This is a genomic window from Bacillus sp. FSL R5-0447, from assembly GCF_038606125.1.
Taxonomy (GTDB): domain Bacteria; phylum Bacillota; class Bacilli; order Bacillales; family Bacillaceae; genus Bacillus; species Bacillus velezensis.
On record NZ_CP152012.1, the window covers coordinates 1940619 to 1966577 of the forward strand.

Annotated in this window: 20 protein-coding genes and 1 pseudogene; 4 read left to right on the plus strand and 17 right to left on the minus strand. The window is 37.2% G+C overall.

The features are described from left to right. The first annotated feature begins 4 nt into the window (after positions 1 to 4). Positions 5 to 364, plus strand: coding sequence for a hypothetical protein (locus NYE68_RS09585; RefSeq protein WP_021493945.1), 360 nt, complete (start codon positions 5 to 7; stop codon positions 362 to 364). Positions 365 to 425: 61 nt separating this feature from the next. On the opposite strand, the pseudogene NYE68_RS09590 reads toward NYE68_RS09585, so the two are convergent. Next, positions 426 to 770, minus strand: a pseudogene (locus NYE68_RS09590) (hypothetical protein); the annotation flags it as partial. An 87-nt stretch (positions 771 to 857) separates the two neighbouring features. Here NYE68_RS09590 and NYE68_RS09595 point away from each other — a divergent pair. Continuing rightward, positions 858 to 1190 (plus strand): YolD-like family protein, encoded by a 333-nt coding sequence (locus tag NYE68_RS09595; protein ID WP_206583812.1) that lies wholly within the window; start codon positions 858 to 860, stop codon positions 1188 to 1190. Then, entirely contained in the window at positions 1183 to 2433 is a 1251-nt protein-coding gene (locus NYE68_RS09600) for a UV damage repair protein UvrX (protein WP_113766221.1), read from the plus strand. The genes NYE68_RS09595 and NYE68_RS09600 overlap by 8 nt, the downstream gene beginning before the upstream one ends. A 163-nt stretch (positions 2434 to 2596) precedes the next feature. On the opposite strand, the gene NYE68_RS09605 is transcribed toward NYE68_RS09600, so the two are convergent. The 7 genes from NYE68_RS09605 to NYE68_RS09635 form a co-directional block, all read right to left on the minus strand. Next, positions 2597 to 3757, minus strand: coding sequence for a tetratricopeptide repeat protein (locus NYE68_RS09605; RefSeq protein WP_079891475.1), 1161 nt, complete (start codon positions 3755 to 3757; stop codon positions 2597 to 2599). 151 nt (positions 3758 to 3908) lie between these two features. Next, positions 3909 to 4187 (minus strand): hypothetical protein, encoded by a 279-nt coding sequence (locus tag NYE68_RS09610; RefSeq protein WP_342494080.1) that lies wholly within the window; start codon positions 4185 to 4187, stop codon positions 3909 to 3911. A 337-nt stretch (positions 4188 to 4524) separates the two neighbouring features. Then, on the minus strand, positions 4525 to 4776 hold the full coding sequence (locus NYE68_RS09615; protein WP_014417851.1) for a phage holin: 252 nt from the start codon (positions 4774 to 4776) through the stop codon (positions 4525 to 4527). A 20-nt stretch (positions 4777 to 4796) separates the two neighbouring features. Beyond that, complete coding sequence (locus NYE68_RS09620; RefSeq protein ID WP_014417852.1) at positions 4797 to 5189, minus strand: hypothetical protein; 393 nt, start codon at positions 5187 to 5189, stop codon at positions 4797 to 4799. A gap of 113 nt (positions 5190 to 5302) precedes the next feature. After that, the gene (locus NYE68_RS09625) at positions 5303 to 6346 is read right to left on the minus strand and encodes an N-acetylmuramoyl-L-alanine amidase family protein (RefSeq protein WP_113766218.1); all 1044 of its coding nucleotides are present in this window, start codon (positions 6344 to 6346) and stop codon (positions 5303 to 5305) included. Between the two features lie 163 nt (positions 6347 to 6509). Then, positions 6510 to 9059: a peptidase G2 autoproteolytic cleavage domain-containing protein gene (locus tag NYE68_RS09630; RefSeq protein WP_160182823.1), complete on the minus strand. Its 2550-nt coding sequence runs from the start codon at positions 9057 to 9059 to the stop codon at positions 6510 to 6512. A 13-nt stretch (positions 9060 to 9072) separates the two neighbouring features. Next, a complete protein-coding gene (locus NYE68_RS09635; protein WP_020954192.1) occupies positions 9073 to 9888 on the minus strand; it encodes a hypothetical protein in 816 nt (271 codons plus the stop codon). Positions 9889 to 10386: 498 nt separating this feature from the next. On the opposite strand from NYE68_RS09635, the gene NYE68_RS09640 reads away from it, so the two are divergent. Next, positions 10387 to 10962, plus strand: coding sequence for a DUF6037 family protein (locus tag NYE68_RS09640; RefSeq protein ID WP_199022537.1), 576 nt, complete (start codon positions 10387 to 10389; stop codon positions 10960 to 10962). Positions 10963 to 11250: 288 nt separating this feature from the next. Here the strand turns inward: NYE68_RS09640 and NYE68_RS09645 are convergent, their stop codons facing one another. The 9 genes from NYE68_RS09645 to NYE68_RS09685 form a co-directional block, all read right to left on the minus strand. Continuing rightward, positions 11251 to 11949: a hypothetical protein gene (locus NYE68_RS09645; protein WP_127010393.1), complete on the minus strand. Its 699-nt coding sequence runs from the start codon at positions 11947 to 11949 to the stop codon at positions 11251 to 11253. Positions 11950 to 12066: 117 nt separating this feature from the next. Continuing rightward, a complete protein-coding gene (locus NYE68_RS09650; protein WP_342494081.1) occupies positions 12067 to 14706 on the minus strand; it encodes a phage tail protein in 2640 nt (879 codons plus the stop codon). A gap of 14 nt (positions 14707 to 14720) precedes the next feature. Then, positions 14721 to 15476 carry a phage tail domain-containing protein gene (locus NYE68_RS09655; protein WP_199022539.1) on the minus strand — a complete coding sequence of 252 codons (756 nt, stop codon included), beginning with the start codon at positions 15474 to 15476 and terminating at the stop codon, positions 14721 to 14723. Positions 15477 to 15524: 48 nt separating this feature from the next. Further along, the gene (locus NYE68_RS09660; RefSeq protein WP_342494082.1) at positions 15525 to 22421 is read right to left on the minus strand and encodes a phage tail tape measure protein; all 6897 of its coding nucleotides are present in this window, start codon (positions 22419 to 22421) and stop codon (positions 15525 to 15527) included. Positions 22422 to 22484: 63 nt separating this feature from the next. After that, complete coding sequence (locus NYE68_RS09665; protein ID WP_342494083.1) at positions 22485 to 23111, minus strand: hypothetical protein; 627 nt, start codon at positions 23109 to 23111, stop codon at positions 22485 to 22487. 610 nt (positions 23112 to 23721) lie between these two features. Beyond that, positions 23722 to 23937 carry a hypothetical protein gene (locus NYE68_RS09670; protein WP_218791657.1) on the minus strand — a complete coding sequence of 72 codons (216 nt, stop codon included), beginning with the start codon at positions 23935 to 23937 and terminating at the stop codon, positions 23722 to 23724. Between the two features lie 44 nt (positions 23938 to 23981). Continuing rightward, the gene (locus NYE68_RS09675; RefSeq protein ID WP_342494084.1) at positions 23982 to 24983 is read right to left on the minus strand and encodes a site-specific integrase; all 1002 of its coding nucleotides are present in this window, start codon (positions 24981 to 24983) and stop codon (positions 23982 to 23984) included. 13 nt (positions 24984 to 24996) lie between these two features. Further along, positions 24997 to 25413 (minus strand): hypothetical protein, encoded by a 417-nt coding sequence (locus NYE68_RS09680; RefSeq protein WP_218791658.1) that lies wholly within the window; start codon positions 25411 to 25413, stop codon positions 24997 to 24999. Continuing rightward, positions 25413 to 25898, minus strand: coding sequence for a hypothetical protein (locus NYE68_RS09685; RefSeq protein WP_053574393.1), 486 nt, complete (start codon positions 25896 to 25898; stop codon positions 25413 to 25415). Before NYE68_RS09685 ends, NYE68_RS09680 begins: the two co-directional genes overlap by 1 nt. Positions 25899 to 25959 lie beyond the last annotated feature (61 nt).

A 25959-nucleotide genomic window follows, 5' to 3' on the forward strand; every position in this document is an offset into this window, starting at 1 on the left:
TGTTATGGAAGGTCTAAATAACTCTTACAATATTACGAAAGATCCGAAATTTTTAGCGTTTTGCAGTTTAGCGACAGAAGGTGCAGGAATTAGTTCGAATCAGCAATGTTCAATTGGTTTTAATGAATTCAAAGAAGCGCTGGAGAATGGCAAAGTAGTTGATAATAAAAACCTTAAAAGCAGTTCAGAGTTAAATCACCAGTTTGATTACTGGAAGTCCAGAATAACTGGGGGACGAGCTGTAACTGAAACTGATAATCAAGTGTTAGATATAATCAAACAAGCATACAATCTTGGAATGGTTACGAAAGATAATATGCTTTTGAGAAATCAAGCAATTAACGCTTATAAAACATCTATTTAATTTAAAATTAAAGCCCCTTCCTACAGGAAGAGGCTTTTGCTTTGCAACTTATTCTTTAAGTTTAATCTAAAACCATAAAGTCTTGCACTTTTGTTTCTTCTTCAGGTAAATCAAATTCATCAAGTTTCTTTTTAGTACGGATATTAAAAATCCCCATATAGCCACCAACCCCTTTTTTGTTTTCCTCTTGTGAAATCACATAAAGTTTTTGATCTTTAAACTTTGCATTCATATATGGAAATTTTAAATCGAATTTTTTAAAAGAAAAATCCTTACTGTACTCAAGTAAGCCGGCGTATCCGGATTTATTAATATATGTAACGTAAAATTTGCCACTTTTTTTGTCGTAATACACTGTGTCCGCTTGTTCGAGATCATCAGGATATTTAATGAATAGTCATTTCCAACAATTACATCGAACTATTGTTCTTATTTATATTGAATAAAGAACATTTGTTCTGTTAATATTAGATCAATAAAGGAGTGATTCAAAATGCTTAGAGATCGAGGGGCGATCAAATGGACTTCCATGATGCTTCCAGAACATTTAACGCAATTAAAACAGGACTTGTTAGATGTTTCTAAAATGGAGAAGCCATCTTTAGATGAACAACAAATTGAGGAGATTGACATCTTGGTTTCTGAAGCAATGGCATTGAATAAAGAACTGAAGTTTAAACTCTTTAAAGAAGGGGTTGCTGAGGACTTAATCGGTACAGTTCAATATCTCAATTACGAACAACACAAATTACACGTAAAAGATCAACACGATCAAACCGTATACATCACCATGAATGACATCATAGGAGTTGCTTACAATGATTGATTACTCACAGTTTCCACGTAAAAATATACTTTGTGTAGATATGAAATCCTTTTATGCTTCGGTTTCAGCTGTAACAATGGGATTGAATCCAATGACATGTTATCTCGCTGTAGTCGGGAATACAGAAAGACAGGGAAGTGTTGTCTTAGCAGCATCTCCTGCACTTAAAAAAGATTATGGAATCAAGACTGGCTCCCGGTTATTTGAGATTCCAGATGATCCAAGAATTCACATAGTAAATCCGCAAATGAAACTTTTCATCAGAGTTTCAACTGAGATCACTAAATTGTTTTACAGGTTCGTTCCTGAAACATGTGTGCACACGTACTCAATTGATGAATCTTTTTTAGATGCAGGAAAAGAAAATCCAGAAGCCATGGCAGAGGCGATTCAGAGCAGTATGAAGAGAGAGTTCGGCTTAGTTTGTACTGTTGGTATTGGTGACAATATGCTACTGAGTAAGTTAGCTCTTGATTTAGAGAGCAAGAAAACAAAGACTGGGATTGCACGGTGGAGATATGAAGATGTTCCTAAAAAGCTTTGGTGTGTTCATCCGTTATCTGAAATGTGGGGAATAGGAGGGAGGATGGAGAGGAATTTAAACCGGATGGGGATTTCAACTGTTGGTCAATTAGCTAATTATCCATTAGAGCTGCTTGAAAAACGATTCGGCATTATGGGCAATCAGCTTTATTATCATGCTCATGGAATCGACCTTTCTGAAATTGGAGCTCCTTTGATGCAGGGACAGATTAGTTACGGGAAAAGTCAGATATTACTTAGAGACTATACGAAGAAAGAGGACATAAAGGCGGTTCTCTTGGAGATTTGTGAAGAGGTTGCACGAAGAGCACGGACACATAATAAAGTAGGGCGTACGATCAGCTTAGGAATTGGTTACAGTAAAGATGAGTTCGGCGGTGGCTTTCACAGAGCTAAAACAATTGATTTACCTACAAATATCACAATGGATATTTATCGATATTGCTTGATGCTTTTTGATAAATTCTATGCAGGCAAAACGGTACGAAGTGTTTCAGTTACCTTATCCAATATTGAGGATGATGTAAATCAACAATTAAGTCTGTTTGAAAAAGATAATGAGAAGAGAAGAAAGCTTGGATTTGTTATGGACGGGATAAGAAACAAATACGGATCTAAAGCGATCTTACGAGCTGTTTCTTATACACCTGGAGGCACAGCTTTGCATAGAGCAGGTTTGACGGGTGGACATAAATCATGAGAACAGAGAGTCGTTCCCTCTGTTCTCCTTACAAAGTCATTAGTTTTTCACGTTTCGGCTCTTTCAGCAACCTTGAACGTATCATTTTGTTGTTGGAGATAGGAAGCACCCACTGTTCCGGCAACGCCGAATAATAGAACTGCACAAATAAATAGCTTAGTTTTCATATTGCTTCTCCCCTTTTGATTTGTCTTCTTGCTTCATTTGCCAAACGATAAAATTCAACTGCACCCCAAGCATCCTGTTTTCCAGTGAGAAAATCTGCTACAGAGACACCATAACTTTCCATGTCAGGGTATATACTTCTTTCTTTGAAGAACTCGAATGTTTTCCTAACTAAGTCTAAATCATAGTCCAAGAAAAGTCCTTTAACCATTTTTAACTTTTCAAGTACCATTTCATTGTTATGCCGTTCAGCCAACTGTTTGGCCTGTTCATAAAATCTTTTTGCGTTTTCAATGTCATTTTGCCTTCCCTTTAAGAAGGAGATAACAAATAATGTTTTAGCAGCGTAATCATGATTTTCCGGCTCAATGATTTGAAGTGACTTATTAAAGTGAAAAAATGCTTTATCAAGTTCTTCCATTTGATTATAACATAATCCAATATTAAACAGTGCTGAACGCATCAAATGCCCACGATTCTTTTCACTTTTGTTTAGCTCTACTGCTTCCTGATACGCTTTGTATGCTTGCTTTAAAGCTTCATCAAACTTCATACTGTCCAATAAATTACCAAATATGACGAATTGACAGCGTACCTTTTGTACCCCGTATGTAGGGTTACCGTCAATAACAGGTTGCTTTTTAAATATATCGTAAGCCCTCATGGCATAATTCATTGAAAAATAAGTCTGCTTCATGTGGTAATACACTTCTGATAATTTAAAATAAAATTCAGCTTTTTCAACTTCAATATCTTCGCTCTCGATTGAATCCAAATATCTCTCAGCTTGTCTATAGTGATTAAGGGAGAATGCCAACTCCTTTTGTCTAAAATAGAACATGCCCATGAAAAAATAATAGTAATATTCGAGCATTCCTGTTAAGTTTTCATGGCCTTCATATGCTTTTAACTCACCATAATTTTTCTCAATGTCTTTTATAGCATTAGGATACATATATGCCAACATTAACTTATGTCTAAACTCAAGCAGGGAGTAGTATAGTAAAACATCTTGATTTTCTTCCATAATTTTTATTTCCTGCATAACTTCTTTCCGCATTTCTTCTGCTCTACCGACCCAATTCTTTTTAATAGCCACATACCAATGATTCATCTTTGTTGCTACTAAATCATAAGGAATGACCTTTTCACTCTTCAAGTCCTAAACCCCTTTCATATCCATTTTATTATATAGTTGCATTAGAGGAAAGAAATGTAAAGGGGATTTGAGTGAAAATTAAAAACAAATCAATAATTCGATTTTGAACGAAACGAAAAAAATACCCTCCTCGTTAGAGAAGGGTACGTGATCAGTTTGCTGTTGCTTTCAGTGAGGCAAGCCACTCATCTAATGTTCCTGAGAAACCTTGTTGAACGGCTAATTCATATGCTGATTTTCCATCTTTACCAGCAGCGCCAGTAGCACCTTTAACCCCGGCTGCACCTGTAGCTCCAGTGTCGCCTTTTTCACCTTTTAATGATGCTAACCATTCCTCTACAGTTCCTGAAAAACCATTGTCTACTGCAATATCATAAGCAGACTTCCCAGTGACAATTGAGACATTAACCATTGGATTGAAGAAACTCATTTATGCGCCCCCAAAAAGTTATATGTTATTCCTGACTCAGAAATCTTGAAGCTTGTGATAGGTGAATCATGAGCGTCCATTTGAAAGCCTTGCCCAGCTCTTAAATAGATAGGATCACCACCATTGATTGATACGTGGCATTCCTGATCATTCGAAAAGCTGAACTTATAGAAAGAATATTTAATCGTCCAGGTTGCAGGTGGGGAAGGGATCACTTCATGGTTAGATTCTGACTGCTCAAGCATGGGACTTCCGATATATCCAGATCCTATTTGCATGATCAAAAATCATTCCTTTCTTCTTGAAAATGAAAAAAAGGGGAGATAAACTCCCCAAGTTATTTTGGTTCTGTATATTCCATTGCTTGATCACTATCTGAGATACCTGTAGTGGTTGGATCCACTACAATTCCCATGGCAGTTAAAAATGTTAACAGTGCATTAAATTTCTCAGTGAGATCATCACTAAACACAGAAATATCGTATCCAAAAGCTGATGCAATTGCTTGTGCGAATAAAAGAGTTGCAGAGAAGATTGCAACCAGGAATGTTTTCTTTTTAAGTCTTACTTTCCAGTTAATTTTAGTCATTAAATCGTCTCCTGTTCATTTTATTTAAGCCCAAAATGTATGAGTAACCAGGCTGCGACAATAGTCGCAATTACACTGGGCAGTACCTTAAACACAAGGTCTTTAGTAAACTGAGAGGGATCAATTTTGCGAGTAGAATCAGAGCGTTCCAATATTTCAACTCGATTGTCCAGTTTTTCATATGATTTACTCAGATTTTTTAAACTGTTGCTCATTTCGTTCAGAGTGCTGAATTGTTCTCTCGATTGTGCTTGAGAATCCTTATTAATTTCGACTTGCTGCTCAACAAGCGTAGCAATACGACCAATAACATTTGTTCTTTCTTCAAGAGAGTCAATTTTGTTATCAGTGTGCTTAGCTTTTTCTTCAAGTGCACTTAATCTTGAAATGGTGCTTTGCTCAAAGTTATCCATTTGTCACCAACCTTTATAAAATAGAAAGGTGACATTACATCACCTCCTAAAATAAGAGGATAATCATTGATATACCTCGATCAACAATCATCCTCAAAGATATTTAAATATATTTAGATTTTTGACCCAAACTGACCTGAGATGTAGCCGCGTTTACCTTTATAGATCACTTCCCAGTAACCTTTAGCATTGTTTGAACCTTTCACTGAGCCAGAAATGCTGAGTGTGTCACCTAGCTTTACAGTGCCGAGGTTCTTTGCTTTGTTTTTATCGGGTCTGTCCATAACGATTGCAGCGCTTTGTACACCGACAATTTTAATTTTGCCTACAGATTTGATACCACTGCTTTTAGGCTTAGAAGTGGATTTAGGCTTTGGGGTTGATTGTCCAAGTTCAGCATCACTTTTAATGTACTTCACATTTACGTAACCGCTGTATGTAGCACCTTTAGAGTTTGTATATTTGATATATCCCCAACCATTTTGAGTTGATCCTTTTTGGTATTGGACAGTGGAGCCTTTAGGAAGGGCAAGTACAATAGAGGAGTTCGCATTGCGCTGAGTTCTCACATTAAGACTGTCTGCAATAACTGTGTTCTTAACATAAGAGCCATTTGTTTTAACGACTTTTGTTGGCTTTGAAGATGAGGAAGAAGTTTTTCCGCCGAGTGCTTTCAATTCAGCAGCAATAGAAGCTTTAACAGCATTCCAACGTCCTTCATCAAGAACTCGATGTGGGCAATACTTGCCAGACCAGTCTTGATGCTTTTTAACTCGATCTATGCCCCAGCCACGTTCTTTAAGGAGTTGTGCAATAAACTTAATAGCCAATGCTTCAGCTTTTTTATAGCGCTCTCCGCCTGATTTAGAGTAGCAAACTTCTACACCGATTGACTTGCGGTTTCCAGTCCCGTATTCACCATCACCACAATGAAAAGCATTTCGGTTTGTTGGGAGTCCTTGAACTACCTCTTTATCGTCTACAGCGAAGTGATATGATACTGTTTCATTATTATTTCTCATATAACTGATCTCATTATTTGCGCTTGCGTCGTTTGCTGTATTGTGGAAAGTAATATACTCAGCTGTCATAGCATAGGGGCCTTTGATTGAATATTTTTCTGGGGATACTAACATTTGTCTCGCTTGAATAGACATATTAAACATCTCTCCTATTTGAGCACAAAAAAGAGAGAAGGGGACAAATCCCAATCTCTCTTTATCTCACGTATGCTCTTGTTATCTCTGTTTTTGAATGTTGTAAATTGAATAAAATTTATATTTTAACTAGAACATAATCACCTCCTTTAGTTTCAAAGGATTACTTAATTAAGCATATAGCAATGCCATAGCCAAGCTTGTCTGAATATGGAGTTACAATCTCCATAGCCTTCCAGGAGTAAAATCTGTCTTCTGTTTTTGTGCCGATGCCATAATTGCCTTCAATCCGATCTCCAACAGAAACGGTGTTGTCCACTTTCACATAAACCTGTCCAAGCAATCCTACTATATTCCATTCAGGGCGTTCTTCACGAGGGACGTAATCTATTTTTTCAATCCACTCAGGGTTTACTTTAGGCAGTTTCTTAACATCACCGGTTTCTGGGTTGACCACATCTTCATATATGTATCCACCGAATTCATTCTTTAAATATCTACCTTGCCAGTGAATATCAGCTCCGCCTAAAATAGTCCCTGCAGTTTCGGAAATTACTCCGTGTACATCTTCACCTTTTCTCGCCGGGCGAATTTTAGCTCCTTCAAGAGTGACAATTGTTCCTGTTGGTATTGCTTTTCCGTCTAGGCTTTCAAAATACTCAGCGTAATCACTGAAAGTGGCTCCGCCATTCATCTTGCCGGTAGATGTTATGTCTCCGTTCCAGGAGTTTAGCATCCATTTGATATTCGCTCTGGACGGGGTAGAACCATATCCACCAACCACCATATAGCGATCATTTGCACCGAGTTTGACTCCTCCCGAAGATAAGATAGTTCGTGAGACATTGTCGCCTTCAATGTGGGATTCGTTTGAAGACATGACTGTGCTACGCGAACCGCTAACGGAACTTGCTCCGGAAGAGGAAAATACTCCTGTTCTAACCCCAGTTGCTTTTGCTCCACCAGTGGTCCCTATAACAGCAGAAGCTTCACCTGATACTTCAGGTTGTCCAGTAGACGCTGCTATTAAGCCGGTGCTAGATTTGGGTGCTCCAGAAGAGGTTGCAATCCTTGTTCCGCCTTTTATATTATTTGGTACAAAAGTGTAATCAACTCCTGCAATTCTGGCAGCCTTTTTGTATTTTTCCACTGAAATTCCCATAAGGCTTACCTGAGAATTAGAACAATATACACCAATACTGTCAGCTTTCCCATCACCTATTAAACTTGCATTAATAAGCTTTACATTTTCTGTGCCACTGCCAATACGCACGCCGATTCTCGCCGATTCAAAACAATTCACATTTGAAATATTTACATTATCTGATTTTTGATCCCCACCGTATACATAAATGTCAGCTCCAGATGTTTTGAAGTTAGAAATAGAAAGATTGTTTAAATTGATGTTTCTTGATTTAAATTGTGTAGCGATTGCGGGATTTCCTTTGTAATCATAAAAAGGGTCTCCAATTGCGTTAAAGTTTGAAATGTTGACATTTCTGTAAGCTGAGATTACTAGTGCTCGTGGGCTCAACTCTTTATAAAGGTCACTAAAAATTGGGGACTTCGCAGTACAGTTAACAACATTAATGTCGAATGCACTAGTGGAAATTTTATCAGAAGCACGATGAAAGCCGATGTGTCTAAAATCAAATGCACGAATGTCATTCTCTGAGTAGCAGTTGATTAAATTAACGTTTCTTGCTGCAGGCGCTCTATTGTGGGCTTTAACTTCAAAACCTCTGCAGTTTTTTTGACTGTTGCAGTTCACCAGCCATACGTTTCTAGAACCGTCGTCGATTTCAAAACCATTTGAATTTGATGAGCCTTTGTCATGAGCAGACCCATTGGCATTGTATGCGTGACAATTAGTGAAGTAGATGTATTCAGAATAGTGAGTTGTGAAGCCATCGTCACCGAAATTAGTTGCAGTACAGTTTTCAATCCAAACATATTTACTGCCCTTCGGTTGATAATAATCAGCGCCATCTGAAGAAGTGTTCCAAATAGGAGAGCTTACATCAAAACCATGAAGACCGGGATTTCGGGCATTGACGTTTCTAACCCGAACAAATTTAGAGTTAACAATACCCACACAGTTTGCATTTGTCCCGTTTGTGATGGTGTTATCCTTTTTGTCTAAATTCCAATCGAGGTCTAAGTCTTCAATTAAGATATATTCGTTTCCGTTAGTATAGTCACTGTTGGTAAGAACGCAAGATGTTCCAGCAGCTGTAGGATGAAGTTTGATAATAGACCCTGATCCAACACCATAGAGTCTGACATAAGAGGGAATATGCAATCCTTGAACCATATAAATACCTGCAGGAACAAAAACTTCTCGCTTCCCACTTGCAAAGGCAGCTTTAAAAGCTTCAGTGTCATCAGTGACACCGTCACCCTTAGCTCCAAAATCCTGAACATTGACACTTCGTCTGATAAATTCATTTAGGACTTTATCAACAATTGTTGCACCGGATGCAGGGATTTTTGAAATGTCTCCAATAGTGTTTGTGATATCTGTTAAGCCAGAATCGACTGTACTTATTACGTTTTTAATATCCTTAGAAGCTTTATCAAAAGCCTCTTGAATATCGTCTGCAGTATATCTAATATTATTTGATTTTAACCCGATAGCATCAATGGGTATCCATTGCTCTGTTTCTTCGTCCATATAACCCATTGTGTTTACAGGAATTAAATTGTCGTTCAATATATACTCCTCCTTATCCTTTTCTAATCCAAACCATACTTCCGTCAGGGGGTTCTACAGAAGGTTTTATCCTCATCTTTTTGGGAGCATTGTTCGTTCTCAACCATACTGACCTGATGTTGTAAGGCTCTACATAGCTAGAAACAATGTTGAAACCATCATACTTATCTGAGACGCTAATATTTATCCAGTCAAAACCATCCCATCGATATTCAATGCCTGTTTCTTTTACAGTGACAGTCCAACCAATTTGAGGGGAAGGATAAGTGCTTAATAAATCCTGATAGGTGTACACAAACGGCAAGTAAATCTTCCTAGTGTTCTCAACTACATACTCATAATCTGATGTTGCTTGTCTGCACCAATTTGTTATTTCAACACATCGCTTGGTGACACGTTCACATTCAGCAATACGTTCGTTGATACGAATAATGGCATCTTCAGCATCATCAATTAAGCCTTGAAGTGTTTCAATGACCATATTTCCTTGCCGTTTAATCCAAATTCTTGAGGCAGGGAAGAAGGATGCACCTTCTCCTTGATATGTAAAAGTAAGTGATTTGCCTTCATTTGAACCATTGAAGAAGACAACTCCCATAAGGTAATCAACCTTAAAGTAGTTGTCTTCTAATTCACCATCTTCAATTTCTCGCCATTCTTTACTGTCACCACTAACCTCGACTCTGTACTCACGGTTAGGTACTTCTGTAAGTAAGACTCGACCATTGTAAACAGTTAAAGTTTCACTATAGCTTAAATAAGGGTCATCGATTGAACCCTTCCTTTTTTGAGAAAGGGTAGGGTCGTTATAGAGCTGAGGAAAATCCAAACTAAATTCACCGTCCTTTCTTATTGTGTAATTGATTTGAGCAATTCTTCCAAGTGCGCGACTCTCTCTTCTAAACTCTGCAGTCTTTTCTCTCTAAGCTTTTTTCCATTTACTCCTAACAATTCCCATGATCACTATGTATACAATCGCAATACCAACAGTTACATCCTCAATTTTTATAAAAAAGCTATTCAAAATTATTAATAAAAACGCTAGTACTGACGCAAACCAGTGTATAGATTCATGTTTTTTGTCACTCATTGCTGATCCCCTCACTCTTTCTGTTAAACACTTTATATACCAAAATCCATCATGACACAATTTCTACTATGGGATCAAGTGGTAAAATGGTATATAATTTACAAGGTATTTTTAAGTAAAAAAGGGGTATTTTCGTATGAAAACGGTCAAGTCTTTGCATAAAAGTCATCTGTTTAGTGGAAAAATAGTCCATAGAACATTAAAATTGAATGATAAACATCAAAAAAGGAGATGGCCATGAAACTAGATGGATTAGAAATTCTTCATCAGAATATGAAAGAAAACAATTTGGAACGTGTGAAGTTTGATTTTAGAAAAAACGGAAAACTTTTTAAAGTGATCTTCTTAGCTGATATTGACCCATATAAACTTTTAATTGGTGTACGTTCTGAATTATTTTGCCTTTCCGTGTCTGTAAGTACTGACTATGATATAAAGCCCTCTATTGACAGAGACCATTATAAGGCTTTAGTTGAGATTTTAGGATTACAGTACGATCCGAATAATCCTTTTAAACCAAAGTACTTTTTCGAAGAATTAAATATTCAGATTCCTGAAAGGGTTAATGTTAATTCAAGAGTTGCAATTCACGAAATAGCTGAATTGAATCGTCCAGCTTATGAAGATGGAGAGAAGATTTATTTCAAAGGGTGGAAGGATAATAATATCAAAGGTGAAAAAGTGCAAAATCTGCAAAAAACTAGAGAGTGTTTAGGTGAAGAAGCCTACCAAATCTGTAAAGAACATAATATTAGTAGTGTATGGACGAAGCACAAGGCAGAATCAAAAGAGTTCTATTTGTATAAAGTATAAACATTTACAGTTATTTATGAAAGTTATACAAACATGTCTTAGCCGAGAATCATTAAGGGAATCTTTCCTCATTTTAGAAGGAAATAACCGTTTTTTGTCGAATAGTATAAAGTCCTGTTATTCTAAGATGATGAAGAGGTGATTACTTTGACAACAAAACAATACATTCCCTTAAATGAATCCGGTAAACGGCCGGTTCCTCAAGCTCCAAAAGTTCATAAAGGCAGTAGTGAGACAAGGTCGGGTCGGAGAGATACTGCGTCTGCACCAAGACCGCCTCAAAAATAATTACTTAATAATATGTTCGGTATTATCTAACTCATTAACTACCAGCCCTGATTTGGTATCAACATAGGTTCTTTTAACAGGATACTTATATCTTTCGTATGCTTGTTTCCATTCATCAGGTTCTTGTAAAATTAATGCACGTTCCGCCTCAAAAGGGCGGGACATATTTGAAATAGCTCCATACATTCTGTTATCTGGATTATTTAAATAGTACATTTCTACTATCAGAGAAGGAGTCTTTTTTTTCTTTTCATTGTCACCTTTTTTGTTTTCTTTAAAAGCAAGAAAAAAAGTGTCCCAAATGGACGTGGTCTCATCTAAAACAACCATATTTCTAAACAATCTAATTTTGTTAATCACCCAAAGGAAAATGTTGTATAAAGAGACTGCCCAAATAGCTGAGACAAGCAAGCTTGAGAATAGTGTTATAATTGTAAAGCAGGTTAAAAAGCGAATATCCTCGGCGTTGTTCTTAATATCTTCCACAGTCTTCATGTATGACCACCATTGCCCGCTCTTGGCAAGAATATTCATAACCCATATGTTTATCGAAGAAACAGGAATCCACAATAAAGCTGATAAACCAACAAGTTCACCAGCATTGTGTTTAACTGCTGGATTTATACCGAATATTTGTATCCAAAAGTAAGCTAATAACCCTGGTAAAGAAAAAATGAGTACTGAGATTAATTGTTCCATTTATTTTACCCTCTCCTAATTGTTAATTTAATTTATTATAACCTACATTACGGAGCGACTTCTTTATATTTCCATTGTAAAATCAAAAAAAGACGCATCCAATAAGGATAAGCCTGTTTATTGTACATGCCTATATGCTTCCCAGATATACTTGATGTTTAATTTATTCCCTCTTTGATTACTGTCTGAGCCTGTTATAAATCCTAGTTCATTTATGCTTCCGTAGGTAGAGTTTCCTCCAATTAGGGATATTCCCATTTCATTTACCTGATACGTATAACCTCCTGTCTCATCAATTAATAGCATGGAATCATTAGAAGACACTGGCCACACTTTCACATGTGTTGGAGTGAAAGGCAGCAATATTTGTTTACTAATTGTTCCATCACCCACATACGTTCCTTTGGCCATCTGAGGAACATCAGAGGATAGCGCATATTCTGAGTGTAGTTTACCCCCAAGAAACTCAGCGTTGCCATCTATGGAACCTGTAATGATTCCTTGGTCATTACGTACAGGTATTGTATTAGGCGTGGATAGCGTTGAAGTCGTGTAACCATTTAATGAATCAGCCGATCCCGCAGAAGACACAATCCACTCTTCGCCATTAAAAAGCTCTTGTTTATTAGTCTTTGGATCGATCCAAATCGTTCCCGCTTCTGGCGCAATGGGCTTTGTCTCTGTAGATATTGTATAAAGTCCGTTAACTTTTCCATCGAGACTTCCTTTCACTTCAACGGAATTAGAGGGGAGGTAGGGGTTTTCTGATTTAACACTTGAGACTACAATGTCAGATCTAATATATCCATCAGTAGCAATATTGGGATCAACGCTTCTATATGCTTGTACTCCAAATGTGTAATACTTGTTAGGAGTAAGGCTTGTGAAAACCGCTTTACGTTTTTCTCTATCAACAGTCAAGCTATTTTCATGTGCCATTGTTGCTCCAAACATGTATTGATCCGGTAAATCGCTGGCATATGCAATTATTCTGAAGCCGTCTATATTATTTTTATCAATTGTGTAATCATCGGGGTATTCCCACTCAACCGTAATGTCAACAGAACCGTTATCATTTACAATGTGTGACAAAGTTTGTTTAGAGGATAGGGTAGGGGGATCAACAGGAGTAGAAATTTGATCATTTCTCTGCGTGAAATTGTAATACACTTTTTCGTAGTCCAGTTTTCTTTGATTAAATTCGGAAGCTGCTTTTTGAGTTTTGTATCGGGACTTGATTTGTTTATCCAGGGCACTTTCTGCACGCTTACCATTCGTTATTGACAATGCCATAGTTGAATCATCATGATTAATGACAATCTGCGTTATCGTTGCTTTTACATTTATGCCGAGCTCTTCATTGACAACCTGAACGATATCCCCTAGATCAAATTTATCCCAATAAAATTGATGATCAATGCACTTGAAGAAGTTGTATACGCTAAGGTTTGTTATATTAATGGGCGGAGAACTTTTGGTTGCCATTTCTTTTAGACCAGCTTCATATAAATCAGATTCATCAAAGATATTGTCATTCGTCCAGGTATCTTCATATGTGATCTTGGACAGTTCACTCATTAGCTTTTCCCCGAAAAAATTCTCTTGGGATAACAATCCTCTAAGGTTTTCAGTGTCAGTTGCATTTTTCGCAATGCTGCTGATTACATTTTCAATTTCTTTCTGGTTTTTGTTTACCTCTACAAGTTTATCACTCAGTTGTTTGTTAAGATCATCAATTGGATCCTTTGCGCTCTTAGCAACTTCAATCTTATCTAAAATCTGTTTTCTTTCAATTTCAAGTGCTGCTTTTTCTGCTTCTAATTGCGATCTTTGTTTATCAAGTTGTGTTTTTTCATTCAAAAGCGCTTTGAATCGTGTTGAATTCTCATTTATTAGCACATTATAATCTAATATCCGATGTGCCAGTTCATCACTTATTCGTTCACTTGATCTTATTACATTTCTATTTTCATCACGCTCAAAAGGGTATAGGAAAAATGAAAAGTCATCTAAATAGGGCTGTCCTGTTGGATTAACTGAGTTTATTCCAATTCCATCTTTACCTACAACTCTAAGTCTTGTAACAACTTCTTCTAGGTCGTCCGGATCTGAAACATCAATCAAAAATTGCCCTGGTTTAAACTTTACATGTTTAAATGTGGACAGCTCTTCTTTCTTATGGAAGTGTATAATTTCATTCTTAGTGTCAAACTTCAATGTTGCGTCGAATGTTTCAGCGATCTTAAACAAAAGGTCAAGCCGGTTTGTACTGGTTTCATCAAATGAGCGGCGTTTAATATTAAAATCCTCATAAACATAGCCAATATTCCATCCAGTTGTTTTTAAACAATCCTTAGCAGCTTCAGTTAGATTTCGAGATAAGTTTTCATACGCATCAATTTTCTTTCTGTATAGGAGATAGTGAAGACTTTTACAGCTTACTCCTATCCGTTTAGAATCGCTTGCTTGTTTTCTATCCACGTTCGTAATGACATACCAATGTTCTTCATTTTTATAATTAGCTTTAATCAAGAATCCCACTTTAAGAATATCCGCAATATGATTGCGTTTCTTGACATGACGTTTTAGAATAGTTGTCGGAATTTCAAATGAAAGTTCATTATAGCCGCTCCCAAAATTTTCTGTTGTGGAGGCGGAAAAGAAGGGGAGGACGTTGGCTATTTTTATTTTATTTGTGGTTGTTAATGACAGCTTTAATTTATCGACCTTAATATTTCTATTTATTCGTTTTCTCATAAGCCAGCCTCCGTTTAATTGTGTGTGCATTGATACGTGAAGGTTATGTGACATCCGCCTTCGACTTTAACTCTATTTACTCCATATACAAGCCACAAATACTCTTCATTACAATTTTTATATCGTGAATTGCCGTATTTGTCTGACTGAATGGTTTCATACTCTCCATCAATCATAATTTTCTCCCCATCTTCAAGGTTGGTTATGGTGAGTGGTTCTCCATTAAAGTTAGAAAGATTGGATAAGGTAATATCTCCGTTACCTTTTTTAACTATTGTGATTTCAGGGGTTATTTTAATTCTGCCCGTGTTTCTTATCTCAACAGTTTTATAGTCATTAACGATTTGATGTAGGCTAGTAATGGGACTATATTTATAAGGGGAATCACATCTCATGTTTAACTCTAAATACCCTTCTTTCAAGCCGTTATGAACTATTTCAGTCACATCTACAGGGAGACAATAATAAACATAGTCTTCAGGCATAAAGGAGAGCGGCTGATAGTAATCAACATCCAACCAATCTACAATTTCACTAATTTTCTTTTCATCCCATGATTCACTCATCCAAAAGCGGAGTTTGAGCTGTCTCGGTTCTCGTTTCACTCCTTCAAAATGCGGTATATCAATACCTGCTACTGACGTCTCATTTATTGAGCGGCTGCTTAAAAATTCTTCTCTAAATAAACCGTCATCAACCGAACAATTGACTATGCCAAAGTCGGTTGATCGTCTTCCGTTATACATGAAATACATTTTTTCACGAAACATAAGCTACCTCCAAATAAAAGAGCCGATTCTAAGACCGACTCTAAATGATTAAAATTCCATGCCATATTGTTTTTGTCTTTCGTTTAGTTCTTTCATTACCTGATTAGTAATCTGTTTAGGATCATTAATCCCGTGTAATGTAACATGATTGTTGAATACAGGGGAGATGTTTTTGGTTGTTTCCTTAGTATTATTGAGTGTCGAAATCGGTTTACCAATGCTTTGAATAGTCGGGATCAAACTATTAGATAGGCTCGATTGGTTAATATTCGGAATTATCGATGGAATAGAGGTGATCCCTTTGTTAATCAAGGCTGCTAATTTCCCACCTTGTCCCCATTTAGGTGTTTCATTATTCAAATCGTTATCAGACAGATTGCGAACTTGCTTTACAGTTTCAAGCATATTTTCAGTATCTGTTTTATTTAGGATAAGCTCTTTATCATGAAGGAAGGCGAGCTTACCTGCACCTAGTCCTGTTCCTGTATATCCGCCTGATGCAAAAGAAGATACCTTTTTTCCAGTTTTATTGCCTTTGGTCACAGTATTAAGGGCATTAGAGGCTTCTTTAAGCTTATCGATAAGGTTATTAGAGATGCTTTTTCCTATGGACTCCATATTGCTGTTAATGAACTTAGAGAATTCATTAAGCTGCTTAGAGATGTCAGTGATTTTCCCGTTCATGAGTTTGTCTTCAATTTTCTTGAATTCTCTTTCATCATTTGTCAGGTTATCATATTTGTCATTTATGGCATCCTGATCTTTTTCAAGCTGATCCTGCAGCGATTCTTTTCGTTTGCTGTTCTCACGATCTTTAAGAAACTCATCTAAATCAATCTGTTGTTTTTCTAATTCCTTTTTCAGATCATTATAATCAGACTTGCCTTTTTCGGAATCATCGAGTGCAAGCTTGTTTAGTTTATCTTGTATTTCCTGAATTCCATCTTGTTTCTCTTTTAACTGCTTTTGAAATTTAGCTTCATCATCAGTTTTATCAATCTCATCAATCAAGTCTTGTGTAGCTTTTTGGTGCGCTTTTAATTCGATATCACGCATCTTTTCGTACATCTCTTTGTAGATGGAGACAACTTCATCAGCAAGAGATTTATAGATGTCCTTGATCGATTTTTTGGTGTTATAAAGCTCAAGATTATAATCCTTCTGCTTATCTTTCCAATTTTCGATTTCCTCTGTGATTTGTTTCTGGATGTCAGGAAAGCCCTTTGCTGCTTTTTTCTGTTCCTCTAATTGCTTGATGTATTTTTTGGCCTCAGCCTGTTGTTGCTGTACTAATTTGACTTGCTGACTGTAGTACTTAACTTTGTCTTTGTCTTCTGTAGTCATCTGAATCTTGTTGTCAACATCTTTAAGCTTGGATTCAGTTTTCTTGGTTGATTTCTCTATACCGTTAAGTGTTTCATCAACTTTAGATTGGATGAGCTGTCCCTGAAGTTCTCTTACTTCTTCTTGGAAATTGATGAGATCAATCTTAGCTTGTTTTAATTCTTCAGCAAGTTGCGCTCTTTGAGCAGAATTCAGAGTTTTGTTTGTTTTGATCTCTTTTTCAATGAAAGAAACCTTCTGACTCTGAATCTTTTGCTGTTCAGTTAAAGCTTTTTTCTGATCGTTTGTATACTTGCGGAATTCTTTACTGTCGCTCAGATAATGACTAGCGAGCGCTTTGTCTTTAGCGATTCTTACATCAAAATCACCAATACGCTTGTCATATTCATCAAGTTTCGATTGAACGATCTCATATCTGAGCTCTTGTATCTGATCGTTTACTGAGTCAATATCACCTTGGAGGGAGAGGAGGTCGGATTTAGCTTGCGCTATTGCCTGTTGTCGTTCTGCTTCGGCTTGGGATGCATCTGAAATAGATGTACCGACACCTTTTAAATACTTCTCGGGGTCAATAGTCTTTCCGTTTTCCTCAATTTGAAGATGAAGGTGATTTCCTGTTGAATTACCCGTACTACCAACTTTACCGATGGTCTGACCAGCTTTAACAGTTTGACCGGCTTTAACAGAAGGGGTATCAAGCATATGCATATACTTAGCAACTTTTCCATCATCCTGCTGAATGACAACCCAGTTACCGGCAGTCTTACTATAACCAGCAATTTGAACTTTTCCACTCTGAACCGATTTAATTGCGGTTCCAGCTTTTGCTGCAAAGTCGATACCTTTATGTGGAGTTGATCGGTAAGCGCCATCTTGCGCATTATATTTAGAACTTATTCTAAACGCACTGTTCTTCGTGTAGTAGCTTGCAATGGAGGAATTAGCAGAAGTCATTGACTTAGTGTAATTAGACATGATCTTCTGAACATAATTCTGCGTTTCTTTGAAAGGAGGGACTCCACCATATTTAATCACATTACCAGGGCCTGCGTTATAAGCAGCAAGTGCTTTCTCAACATTGCCACCAAATTTGCTTAGTTGTTGGGCTAAATATTTCGTGCCACCCATAATGCTCTGATAAGGATCATAAACATTGTTTACACCTAAGCTTTTGGCAGTTGAAGGCATCAACTGCATTAATCCGGCTGCGCCTGCTCCAGAACGGGCTCTTGCATTGAATCCTGATTCTTGCTGGATTACAGCTGCAATTAGAGCTGGATCAACACCATATTTACTTGCGGCAGAATTAATGTAGCTGGAGTATTTACCGGAGTAAGACCCGCCACCGGAAGTATAAGAACTACCAGAAGATGAACCAGTTGAGAGGGAAGAGGTCACAATACCGTATTGTGCAATGTTCCCTGACTTGATTTGATCCTTGAGGAGTTTGGCTTGCTCCTGCATAAGCTTTTTCTTTTGTTGGAGAGCTTTGATTTCTTTCTGCAGGGCATTTCGATAACTTTGAGAATACTTTGGATAGTCGTTTACTTGCTTATTGTACTTTTCGACTTCAGCGTTGACTTTCTCCAGAGCTTCCTTGTATTTATCAGCCACGTACATAGATGTTTTAGTTTCTTCATTAGCTTTCTCTTGGCCATCAGAGTAGTCCTCAAGAGAAGTACCAGCCTCGTTGAGAGAAGATGAAGTTATATCGAAAATCTTGTTCATGTTCTCAAGACTATCTACGAGCTTTTTATAGTTTTCGTAGTTCTGTTTAGCACCACTGACATGTTGAATACCGCCATTGTTAATGTTCTTTAAGGCGTTGTCATAAGCATTTTTGAATTCAGCAAGTTGCTGTTTGGCTTCTTTCAACGAGCTAACAGTAATCGGATCTTTAGAGTGGTTCTTCGACATTTGAGCCGTATATTCGTTTGCTTGAGCTAAAATTAATTCCTTAACAGCTTTAATTTTATCTTTATAGGAGGCAACAAATTCATCTCTGCTTTTTATTACAGCTTGCCGGTTGATGTTAACCATGCCGTTTTGAACAGAAATTGCCTTTGAAAGACTCTTTTCTTTCTGAACAAGTTTCATTGCTTCAGAAGCTGATATGCTTTTACCTTCAGCCATTTTTTCAAGAAGGTTATTGTAAATTGAAACTTTATCTGCAACTTCGTTATATCCTTCTTCTTGAAGGACAGAAGCAGCGTGATCGCTTTGTTTGGAATTTACCAGGTCATCAATTACATCTAATGTTGCTTCGACGTCGCCTTTTACTTCTTTGAGCTTGTCAGATAAGTTCCCGACTTGCTCACCTAATGCATCTACACCTTCACCATTTTCATCCCATGTTACTTTTGCAGTTTTTGCTGAATCATTTGTAGAGTCAATAGCAGTTTTAAGGTCATCATAAGACAATGTTAGGCTATCTGTTTTGTCACTGCTGCTCATGTATTGATTAACAAGCTCCTGAAGGCTCTTAGATGCGGAAGCAAATCCGTCTTTATCGCCAGAGTTCAGTGCTTCTTGTATTCTTACCAAGTCATTAGAAACAGTTTTAGAAAAGGAGGTTAGTTCATCAGCGCTGAGCTGCGAAAAATCAATCTTACTAAATGCATCGTTAATTTCTTTCTTTATGTTCGGGTCAATCTTAATTGAGTTATAAGCATCTACAGTTTTCTTAACTTGTTCTCTTATTTCAATCTGAACACCAGATAGACTTTGGCCTAGTTTTTTGATTTCTTCCTTTGCTTTAACACCTGCATTTTTGTAATCATCATCACTAGAGAAAGGATTCTCCAGGAAAGACCAAACAGATTTACCTTTTGAGTACGTATTTGCCATTTTCTCGTACTGATTGATCTGTTCTCTTAATTTGTCAAATTCTTTGAGCTGGTCTTTGAAATCACTTTTAGTACTTGTTTTGATATCTTCTTTGTTTAATTTGGCTAAGTCTTCGGTGTACTTAATGGCATCCTTTAATGCCTCATTGTTTTTAATAATAGCATTGCCCTGAGAATCATAACCAGAAACCAGCATAGGAAATGTTTGTGCTAATTGTTGTGTTACTTGTAGATATTCTTGTTCTTTTTCAGGTGATAAAGAGCCTGATTCCTTAGCTTTTTGAAGGTCTTGATATTGACTTATTAGTTTGTCAGTTTCATCTTTATTCGTTGTAATTGCTTCAATACTTGTAGACTTTGATTGCTCAAAATCCTCTTTAGCTTGTTTTAGCTTTGAATAAGATGATATAAGTTTTTCAATTACTACCCCAAGACCAACCATTGCAGCCATTGGAAGAAAACTACCCGCTAAGAATGCTCCAGTAGTCATTGCTACTTTTTTAAGCCCGGCTAGGGACGTACTAAACGCAGTTACAATTCTATTCCAAATAACTGTTTTGGCAGACGCAGTAGTTACACCTACAGTTACAGCATTAAAGTTGAGCGCTAAATTCTTAAGAGTGGCTCCCATTGTCATTCCTGAAGTAAGTGCACTTGTACGGAGGGAAGTGTTGAAAAGCATAACTGCAGCTGTAGCGGCTCCTATAACTTGGGGAAGAAGTCCAACTGATTTAGTTATTTGGGCACTTATTTGCATTAAACCTTTAAGCGCATCTGCAAAAACAACAATGCTATCTGATATGAAAGCTTCACTTGAGGCAACCGACATTTCTGTAAATGCATTTGACAACCTGTTTAATCTTGCCTGTAAGCTGTCTGCGTATTTCTGTTGCTCGCTCCATGCACTCCCAGCGGAATTAGCGGCAGTCGTTGCGGCATTCTGGGCAATAGAGAAATTATTCATCATTGCATTAAATCTTGAAAGCTGATAAATACCGGCTACGCCTATTGAGGTATTTTGCTTTTGAGCATCACTCAGAGTGTCCCATTTTTCTGCAACTTCGCCGATAAGGTCACTTGCTGACTTAGCTTCTCCACCCGCAGTCTTTACAGAAATTCCGATCTGTTCTAAGGCTTTAATTGAGCTATCATTGTTTCCAATTCGTGCGAAAATCGTCTTTAATGAGTTACCAACAATGTTTCCTGATTCACGAGTGGTACTTCCAATTGCTGTAGTGTATCCAATTAAATCATTTAATTCAACACCAAAAGTAGAAGCAGTACTTCCTGCTTTTCGAATTGAGTTGGCTAGATCAAGAGTGGTTACAGCATAGTTGTTATCTACTTCATTTAGCTTATCTGCGACTGAAATAGAATCATTAGCTGCAATATTGAAGTTTAACATTGCGGCAGTTAAAGTGTTAACTGTGTCGTCAGGAGTCAAGTCAGAGACGTTTTGAAGTACCTGAGCGGTTTTTGTTAGAGTGGACAGTTCACTTTCATCGAACCCCATTCGCCCGAAATCGCCAGTCATTTGGAGTATGTCAGTGATCTTGTTTGAAAGGGTGTCTCCTAGGTTTATTGATTCCTCGAGTAGCTCATTGTACTTATAATCAGGCTCATTCATCACACGTCTGATGTTTGTCATTAGAGTATCAATTTCAACAGCCTGAGATACCATTTCCTTGAGTCCAGATATAGCGCCGTAGAACAAAGAACCAGAGATTAAATATGTAGACATACTTTTGAAAGCTTGCGTTAGCTCCGCACCAAAAGACGAGGCTTGACTAGCTGCTGCTTGCGCATTTGAAGCCAATTCCCTGTATTGCATGTTCAAGCTTTGCATTTGAGCTCTGATATTGCTTCCGCCGGCACTTACATTAAGGCTATTAACTGCATTGAGGTACTCTTGGATAGCTTGTCTATTTCCAGCGCCCATCGTATCGCCATAACGCGTATTAAGGTTTTGTGCGTTTACCTGCGCTTGGCGTTGATAAAGCTCAATAGTTTTTCGGAGTTCATTATTTTTAGCCACAGCAGCAGACTTATCATCGAGCATTTTAATTCTGTTTTGTAATGCTTCAATTTGTTGTGCTGTTTGAGCAGTATTTAATTTCCGTCCAAGGGAAGAGAGGGTGGTGTCAGTTACAATTCCTTGCTGTCTAAGTTTTTCTAAATCCAGCTTTAATTGTTCAATAGCTTTTCGTTGCTGATCATAATTCGTTGTAACTTTTGCCGTTGTAGCGTTTGTTTTTGGGTCAGTTGTATAGGTAATATCGTCAAAGCCATTGCGGTTCTTTTGAGTAACCCTCGTCGTTTGTCCTTGAGCATTCTTTTGCTCTGTTTTCTTCTGTGCCTGACCAAGCTTTTCTGTCGCTTGAGCAAGCCTGTTAACTTCTTGCGTTTGTTCACGTAATGATTGATTACGATTGTCTATGGTCTTTGTTTCTCGCTGAATGATTTCGCCATTTTTCTTATATTGCTGCGTCAGCTTTTCGACAGTGCCATCGGCATTTCTGGTAACCGTTGTGGTTTCTTTAACTGTTTGATTGAAGGATTTGAGATGTTTTTGATAAGTGTCAACTGCAGAGGAGAAATCGTTGAGAGTCTTTAAAGCAGAGGCATCAATATTGGTCTTTAAATTGAGGGAACGAAGCTTTTTCTCTAGAGATTTAATTTGCTGATTTAACTGTTCGACAGTTTTTGAAGAAGTATCAGTTTTAGGTGTGAGTATGATCTTTAAATTTTGACTCAAATATAGGTCACATCCTTTCGAATAGGGGAGAGTGATTTTTAGGGCATATAAAAAAGCCACTCATTATTGAGCGACTTTGTTTGCTTTCCGTATTGCTATCTCCATAATCCCTTGCCATATTTCAGCCTTTGATAATGCATCTTTAACTTTTGGATCATCCTGTTTAAACCCTTTTACATTTTCTAGGCCAAATTCATCTTTGCTTGGCAGAAAATCAAATCTGTAAATAGGGGAGGAGAAATCATCGAGCTTTAATTTTAAATCAATTTTTTTGAAGTACTTTGTTTCTGTCTTATTAGAAGATAACCCACCAACTAATGCTCCAATACTTCCTGCTGCTAACCCACCAACAACAGCACCTGCTATTTTACTTCCTTTGGACACTTTTGTAACTGTGTTATCATCAATTGAAACCTCAGCTTCAATGATTTTTTCAAAGGGTATAATTTTTTCTTCTAGCTCTCCATTTTGATTGAACATATGGATTGCAAATTTATCTTCTGGTTCAACCAATGTAAGTTTTGTTGTTTTATCTGGATTTAAAATGCCCTTGTACTGAGCAGGGAAGTTCCCGGCAGCTTCAATTTCAACCAACTTTTTTTTCTCAATTTCTTTCTGTTTGTCTGTTCCAAAGTCTCCAATTATAAAAAAAGCAGCAATGATCAATAAAATAACTATTGCCCAGATCATCCAACCACCACCAGTATTATTTTCCTACATTATACCATGATTTCCAAAAGTGTAGAACCAACAAAGGGGAGAGTCACTTTCCTTTTTCGGACTTAATCTGCTCGAGTAATTCTTTAAAATATGTTGCAGTAATAACAATATCCCTATCCTTTCGTACAATGAAAAGTAGGAGAAGGCAAATGGATGTTGCGATTAGAATATACCAAAGCAAATTAAAACTAAACATAATTCTGAGAGATAGTAAGCATGTTCCTATGAGCACACTTCCAACTGTCCACATTTTTGTATGATCGAAGGATGCTTCAATTCGAGTCATACGAGAAATAGCTAAAGTTAAATCTGATGAATTAAGTGATTTCAGGATTTGAAATTTGCGTTTTTGTTCTGAGTAAGGTTCGCCTGAGTGGGGGAATTCCTTTTGTATATATTTGATTAGGTCACGACTATCCATCTGTACTAAATTGTGTTTAAGTATGGTCTTATTCATATTTTTCACCTCTCCATATTATCGTCAAATATGGAAATAAGTTTAAGGTTTTATCCATAAGCAAAACCCCTCAATCGAAGGATTTTGATTCTGCATAAAAGAGGGATTTCATAAAGAATGTCGCTAAAGCAAATCAATTGATATGTCTCCCAACAAGCTTTTCTTAATCTTTCCGTATTCAAGTTTACCGGTGTTTGCATTGTAAACAAGAACTTTACCGTCACTGATCTTGGATTCATCAATCTGTTTAGACCCGAATTGATTCTTATCTGCTTTAGTATCAAGCAGCCTAGTTAATTCAGCTACAGCTTCGTTCAATTCATTAATTTGCTGTTGCATATTCTCAATTGAACTTTGGTGAGGATTGAAGAGACTCATAATGTTTACGAGAAGATTTGATTCTTTTCTTCTTTAAAATCACGAAGGTCGTAATGCTTAATTGTTGTAGACACGTCATTATGCTGTGCAACATATTTACTCACGAGCTCAATCTTAATTTTCTTAACTTCAAGAAGGTAAGTAATACAGGAGGCCTTAAAGAGGTGAGGGTTAATGCGGCGACCGAGGATATCAGAAAGAACATCAGAACAAAAATAGTCAGCCCAACCCTCTGACATTTGTCTTGGTTGGCCACCGTACTGTGTAGTAAATAGATATTCATGGTCATATCCCCGTTGTTCATGCCAAAGCTTCAAATATTCCAGAGCTTCTGTGTTAATCATGTAGTCGAGGGGTTTTCCTTCGCCTTTTCCTTTTCCGAGAACTTTGTGAGCCATGACATAAGATCGGCCTTCAGGTATCTCATAATTCAGGATTTCGGTTTTAAACTGAATGATTTCAGCTCTTCTGGCACCTACATTAAAGGCAGTAGCTAACCAAGCCATCCCCAAATAGTTTTTATCTTCTTCAAGCACTTTCATCATTGTTCTGTATTCATCGTAAGTAACCTTTACTTTTTCATACGTGGTTGTTTTAGGGATGGCAGGGAGACCTCTTGTAAAGTTCCTGAATGATTTGTAATTATCGTCATCTTCAGCAACAACATTTTCAATGTAGTTATTTAAAGAAGATACTCCAGCCTTTTTTAAAGCTATTCCACTTGAAGACATCCCTCTATTTTTCAGGAAGCTTTGATATCTGATGAAATCCCTTTTAGATATTTTGTAAAGCTTCTTCCCATTCAAGGAATTGTGCACCCACCAGAAGAACTGACGAAGAGAGGAGTTGTATTGCTTCCTGGTTTTATCTCGGAATGAGTGGGCGTCAAGAAACTCTTGAGTTAAGCTTCTATGCTCGTCATCAACCTGACCCCACATTTCATCCGTGACTTCGGGCAACTTTTCGGCTCTAGAGCGCATCATGTTTTGTTTTATTTCTCTGGCCATTAATACACCACCGTTATTCTGTTTTAATACCACTTGTATATAAATCTTTTTTCATAGCAGCAACCAATCGCCCATCTTTTAACGATTCAGCGGTATTCTTCATAAATGGGCGAGGTTTTCCATAACCATAACCGTATTTATCTGGATACGTATATCCTTGACCAGTCTCAACAACCGTGGCAACATCCTTACCGTTGTCTTCACGAGTATTGTCTAATGAAATTCCGTTAGATTCGTTTTGAATGACGAAGGAGTCCTTCAAAAGAGACGTACGTTCATATGCAAGAGGGTCGTATGTGTCATATACATCAGATTGCACATGCTCTTGACCCGTTTTAATCATCGTATTTTTTGTGCTGGATTGCTTTTGAACGGCTTGCTTTGCGGCAAATTCAATTAGTGCTGCTATTTCTTTTATGTTCTTGGCCATTATTCAGCCTCTTGTTCATTTTCAATCTCTTCGACCTTATTAAGGATAAGATCATTTATTTCTTCTTGAGATATGTTTGACAGTTTGTCTAAATTCTCTTGCATCATCTTTGTTGCTTCTCTAAATTTCTTCATGCTTTCTTCAGGGAAACTACTAATAATCAATGGGAAAAATTCAGAGTCCACAAGCTTAACAAACCACTTTACTTTGTTTTTGATATCACTTGGAATACCCAAGTCTGTAAATTCTTTAATTAATGAAAAGAATCCCCATTGAACAGGATTAATATCTTCAAACTTAATTCCAGCTTCTTTTGCCTCTTCTTGATCCGTAATTAATTCAGTAAGCATTTTGGTTAAGCGGGTAGGGGAGAAGTAAGGGTAAATATAAACATGAACGTCATCAGTAAGTTGCACTCGTTCTTTCTTGTCATATTTGCTTACACTTTCTTCGATCAACCCAAGATTTAATTTTTTCGATGCCATCTCATTTCCTCCTTATATATCCTCTGAACTCATTAAAAAAGACACCTCAAAAGGGGAGAGG

Bases quoted from the DNA above. Each gene is read 5' to 3' on its own strand.
- NYE68_RS09670 (WP_218791657.1), bottom strand. From the start codon at position 23,937: ATGCAACAGCAAATTAATGAATTGAACGAAGCTGTAGCTGAATTAACT.
- NYE68_RS09595 (WP_206583812.1), top strand. From the start codon at position 858: ATGCTTAGAGATCGAGGGGCGATCAAATGGACTTCCATGATGCTTCCA.
- NYE68_RS09610 (WP_342494080.1), bottom strand. From the start codon at position 4,187: ATGAGTTTCTTCAATCCAATGGTTAATGTCTCAATTGTCACTGGGAAG.
- NYE68_RS09620 (WP_014417852.1), bottom strand. From the start codon at position 5,189: ATGGATAACTTTGAGCAAAGCACCATTTCAAGATTAAGTGCACTTGAA.
- NYE68_RS09680 (WP_218791658.1), bottom strand. From the start codon at position 25,413: ATGGCCAAGAACATAAAAGAAATAGCAGCACTAATTGAATTTGCCGCA.
- NYE68_RS09675 (WP_342494084.1), bottom strand. From the start codon at position 24,983: ATGGCCAGAGAAATAAAACAAAACATGATGCGCTCTAGAGCCGAAAAG.
- NYE68_RS09615 (WP_014417851.1), bottom strand. From the start codon at position 4,776: ATGACTAAAATTAACTGGAAAGTAAGACTTAAAAAGAAAACATTCCTG.
- NYE68_RS09655 (WP_199022539.1), bottom strand. From the start codon at position 15,476: ATGTTTCGTGAAAAAATGTATTTCATGTATAACGGAAGACGATCAACC.
- NYE68_RS09685 (WP_053574393.1), bottom strand. From the start codon at position 25,898: ATGGCATCGAAAAAATTAAATCTTGGGTTGATCGAAGAAAGTGTAAGC.
- NYE68_RS09665 (WP_342494083.1), bottom strand. From the start codon at position 23,111: ATGATCTGGGCAATAGTTATTTTATTGATCATTGCTGCTTTTTTTATA.
- NYE68_RS09640 (WP_199022537.1), top strand. From the start codon at position 10,387: ATGAAACTAGATGGATTAGAAATTCTTCATCAGAATATGAAAGAAAAC.
- NYE68_RS09645 (WP_127010393.1), bottom strand. From the start codon at position 11,949: ATGGAACAATTAATCTCAGTACTCATTTTTTCTTTACCAGGGTTATTA.
- NYE68_RS09600 (WP_113766221.1), top strand. From the start codon at position 1,183: ATGATTGATTACTCACAGTTTCCACGTAAAAATATACTTTGTGTAGAT.
- NYE68_RS09585 (WP_021493945.1), top strand. From the start codon at position 5: ATGGAAGGTCTAAATAACTCTTACAATATTACGAAAGATCCGAAATTT.
- NYE68_RS09650 (WP_342494081.1), bottom strand. From the start codon at position 14,706: ATGAGAAAACGAATAAATAGAAATATTAAGGTCGATAAATTAAAGCTG.
- NYE68_RS09625 (WP_113766218.1), bottom strand. From the start codon at position 6,346: ATGTCTATTCAAGCGAGACAAATGTTAGTATCCCCAGAAAAATATTCA.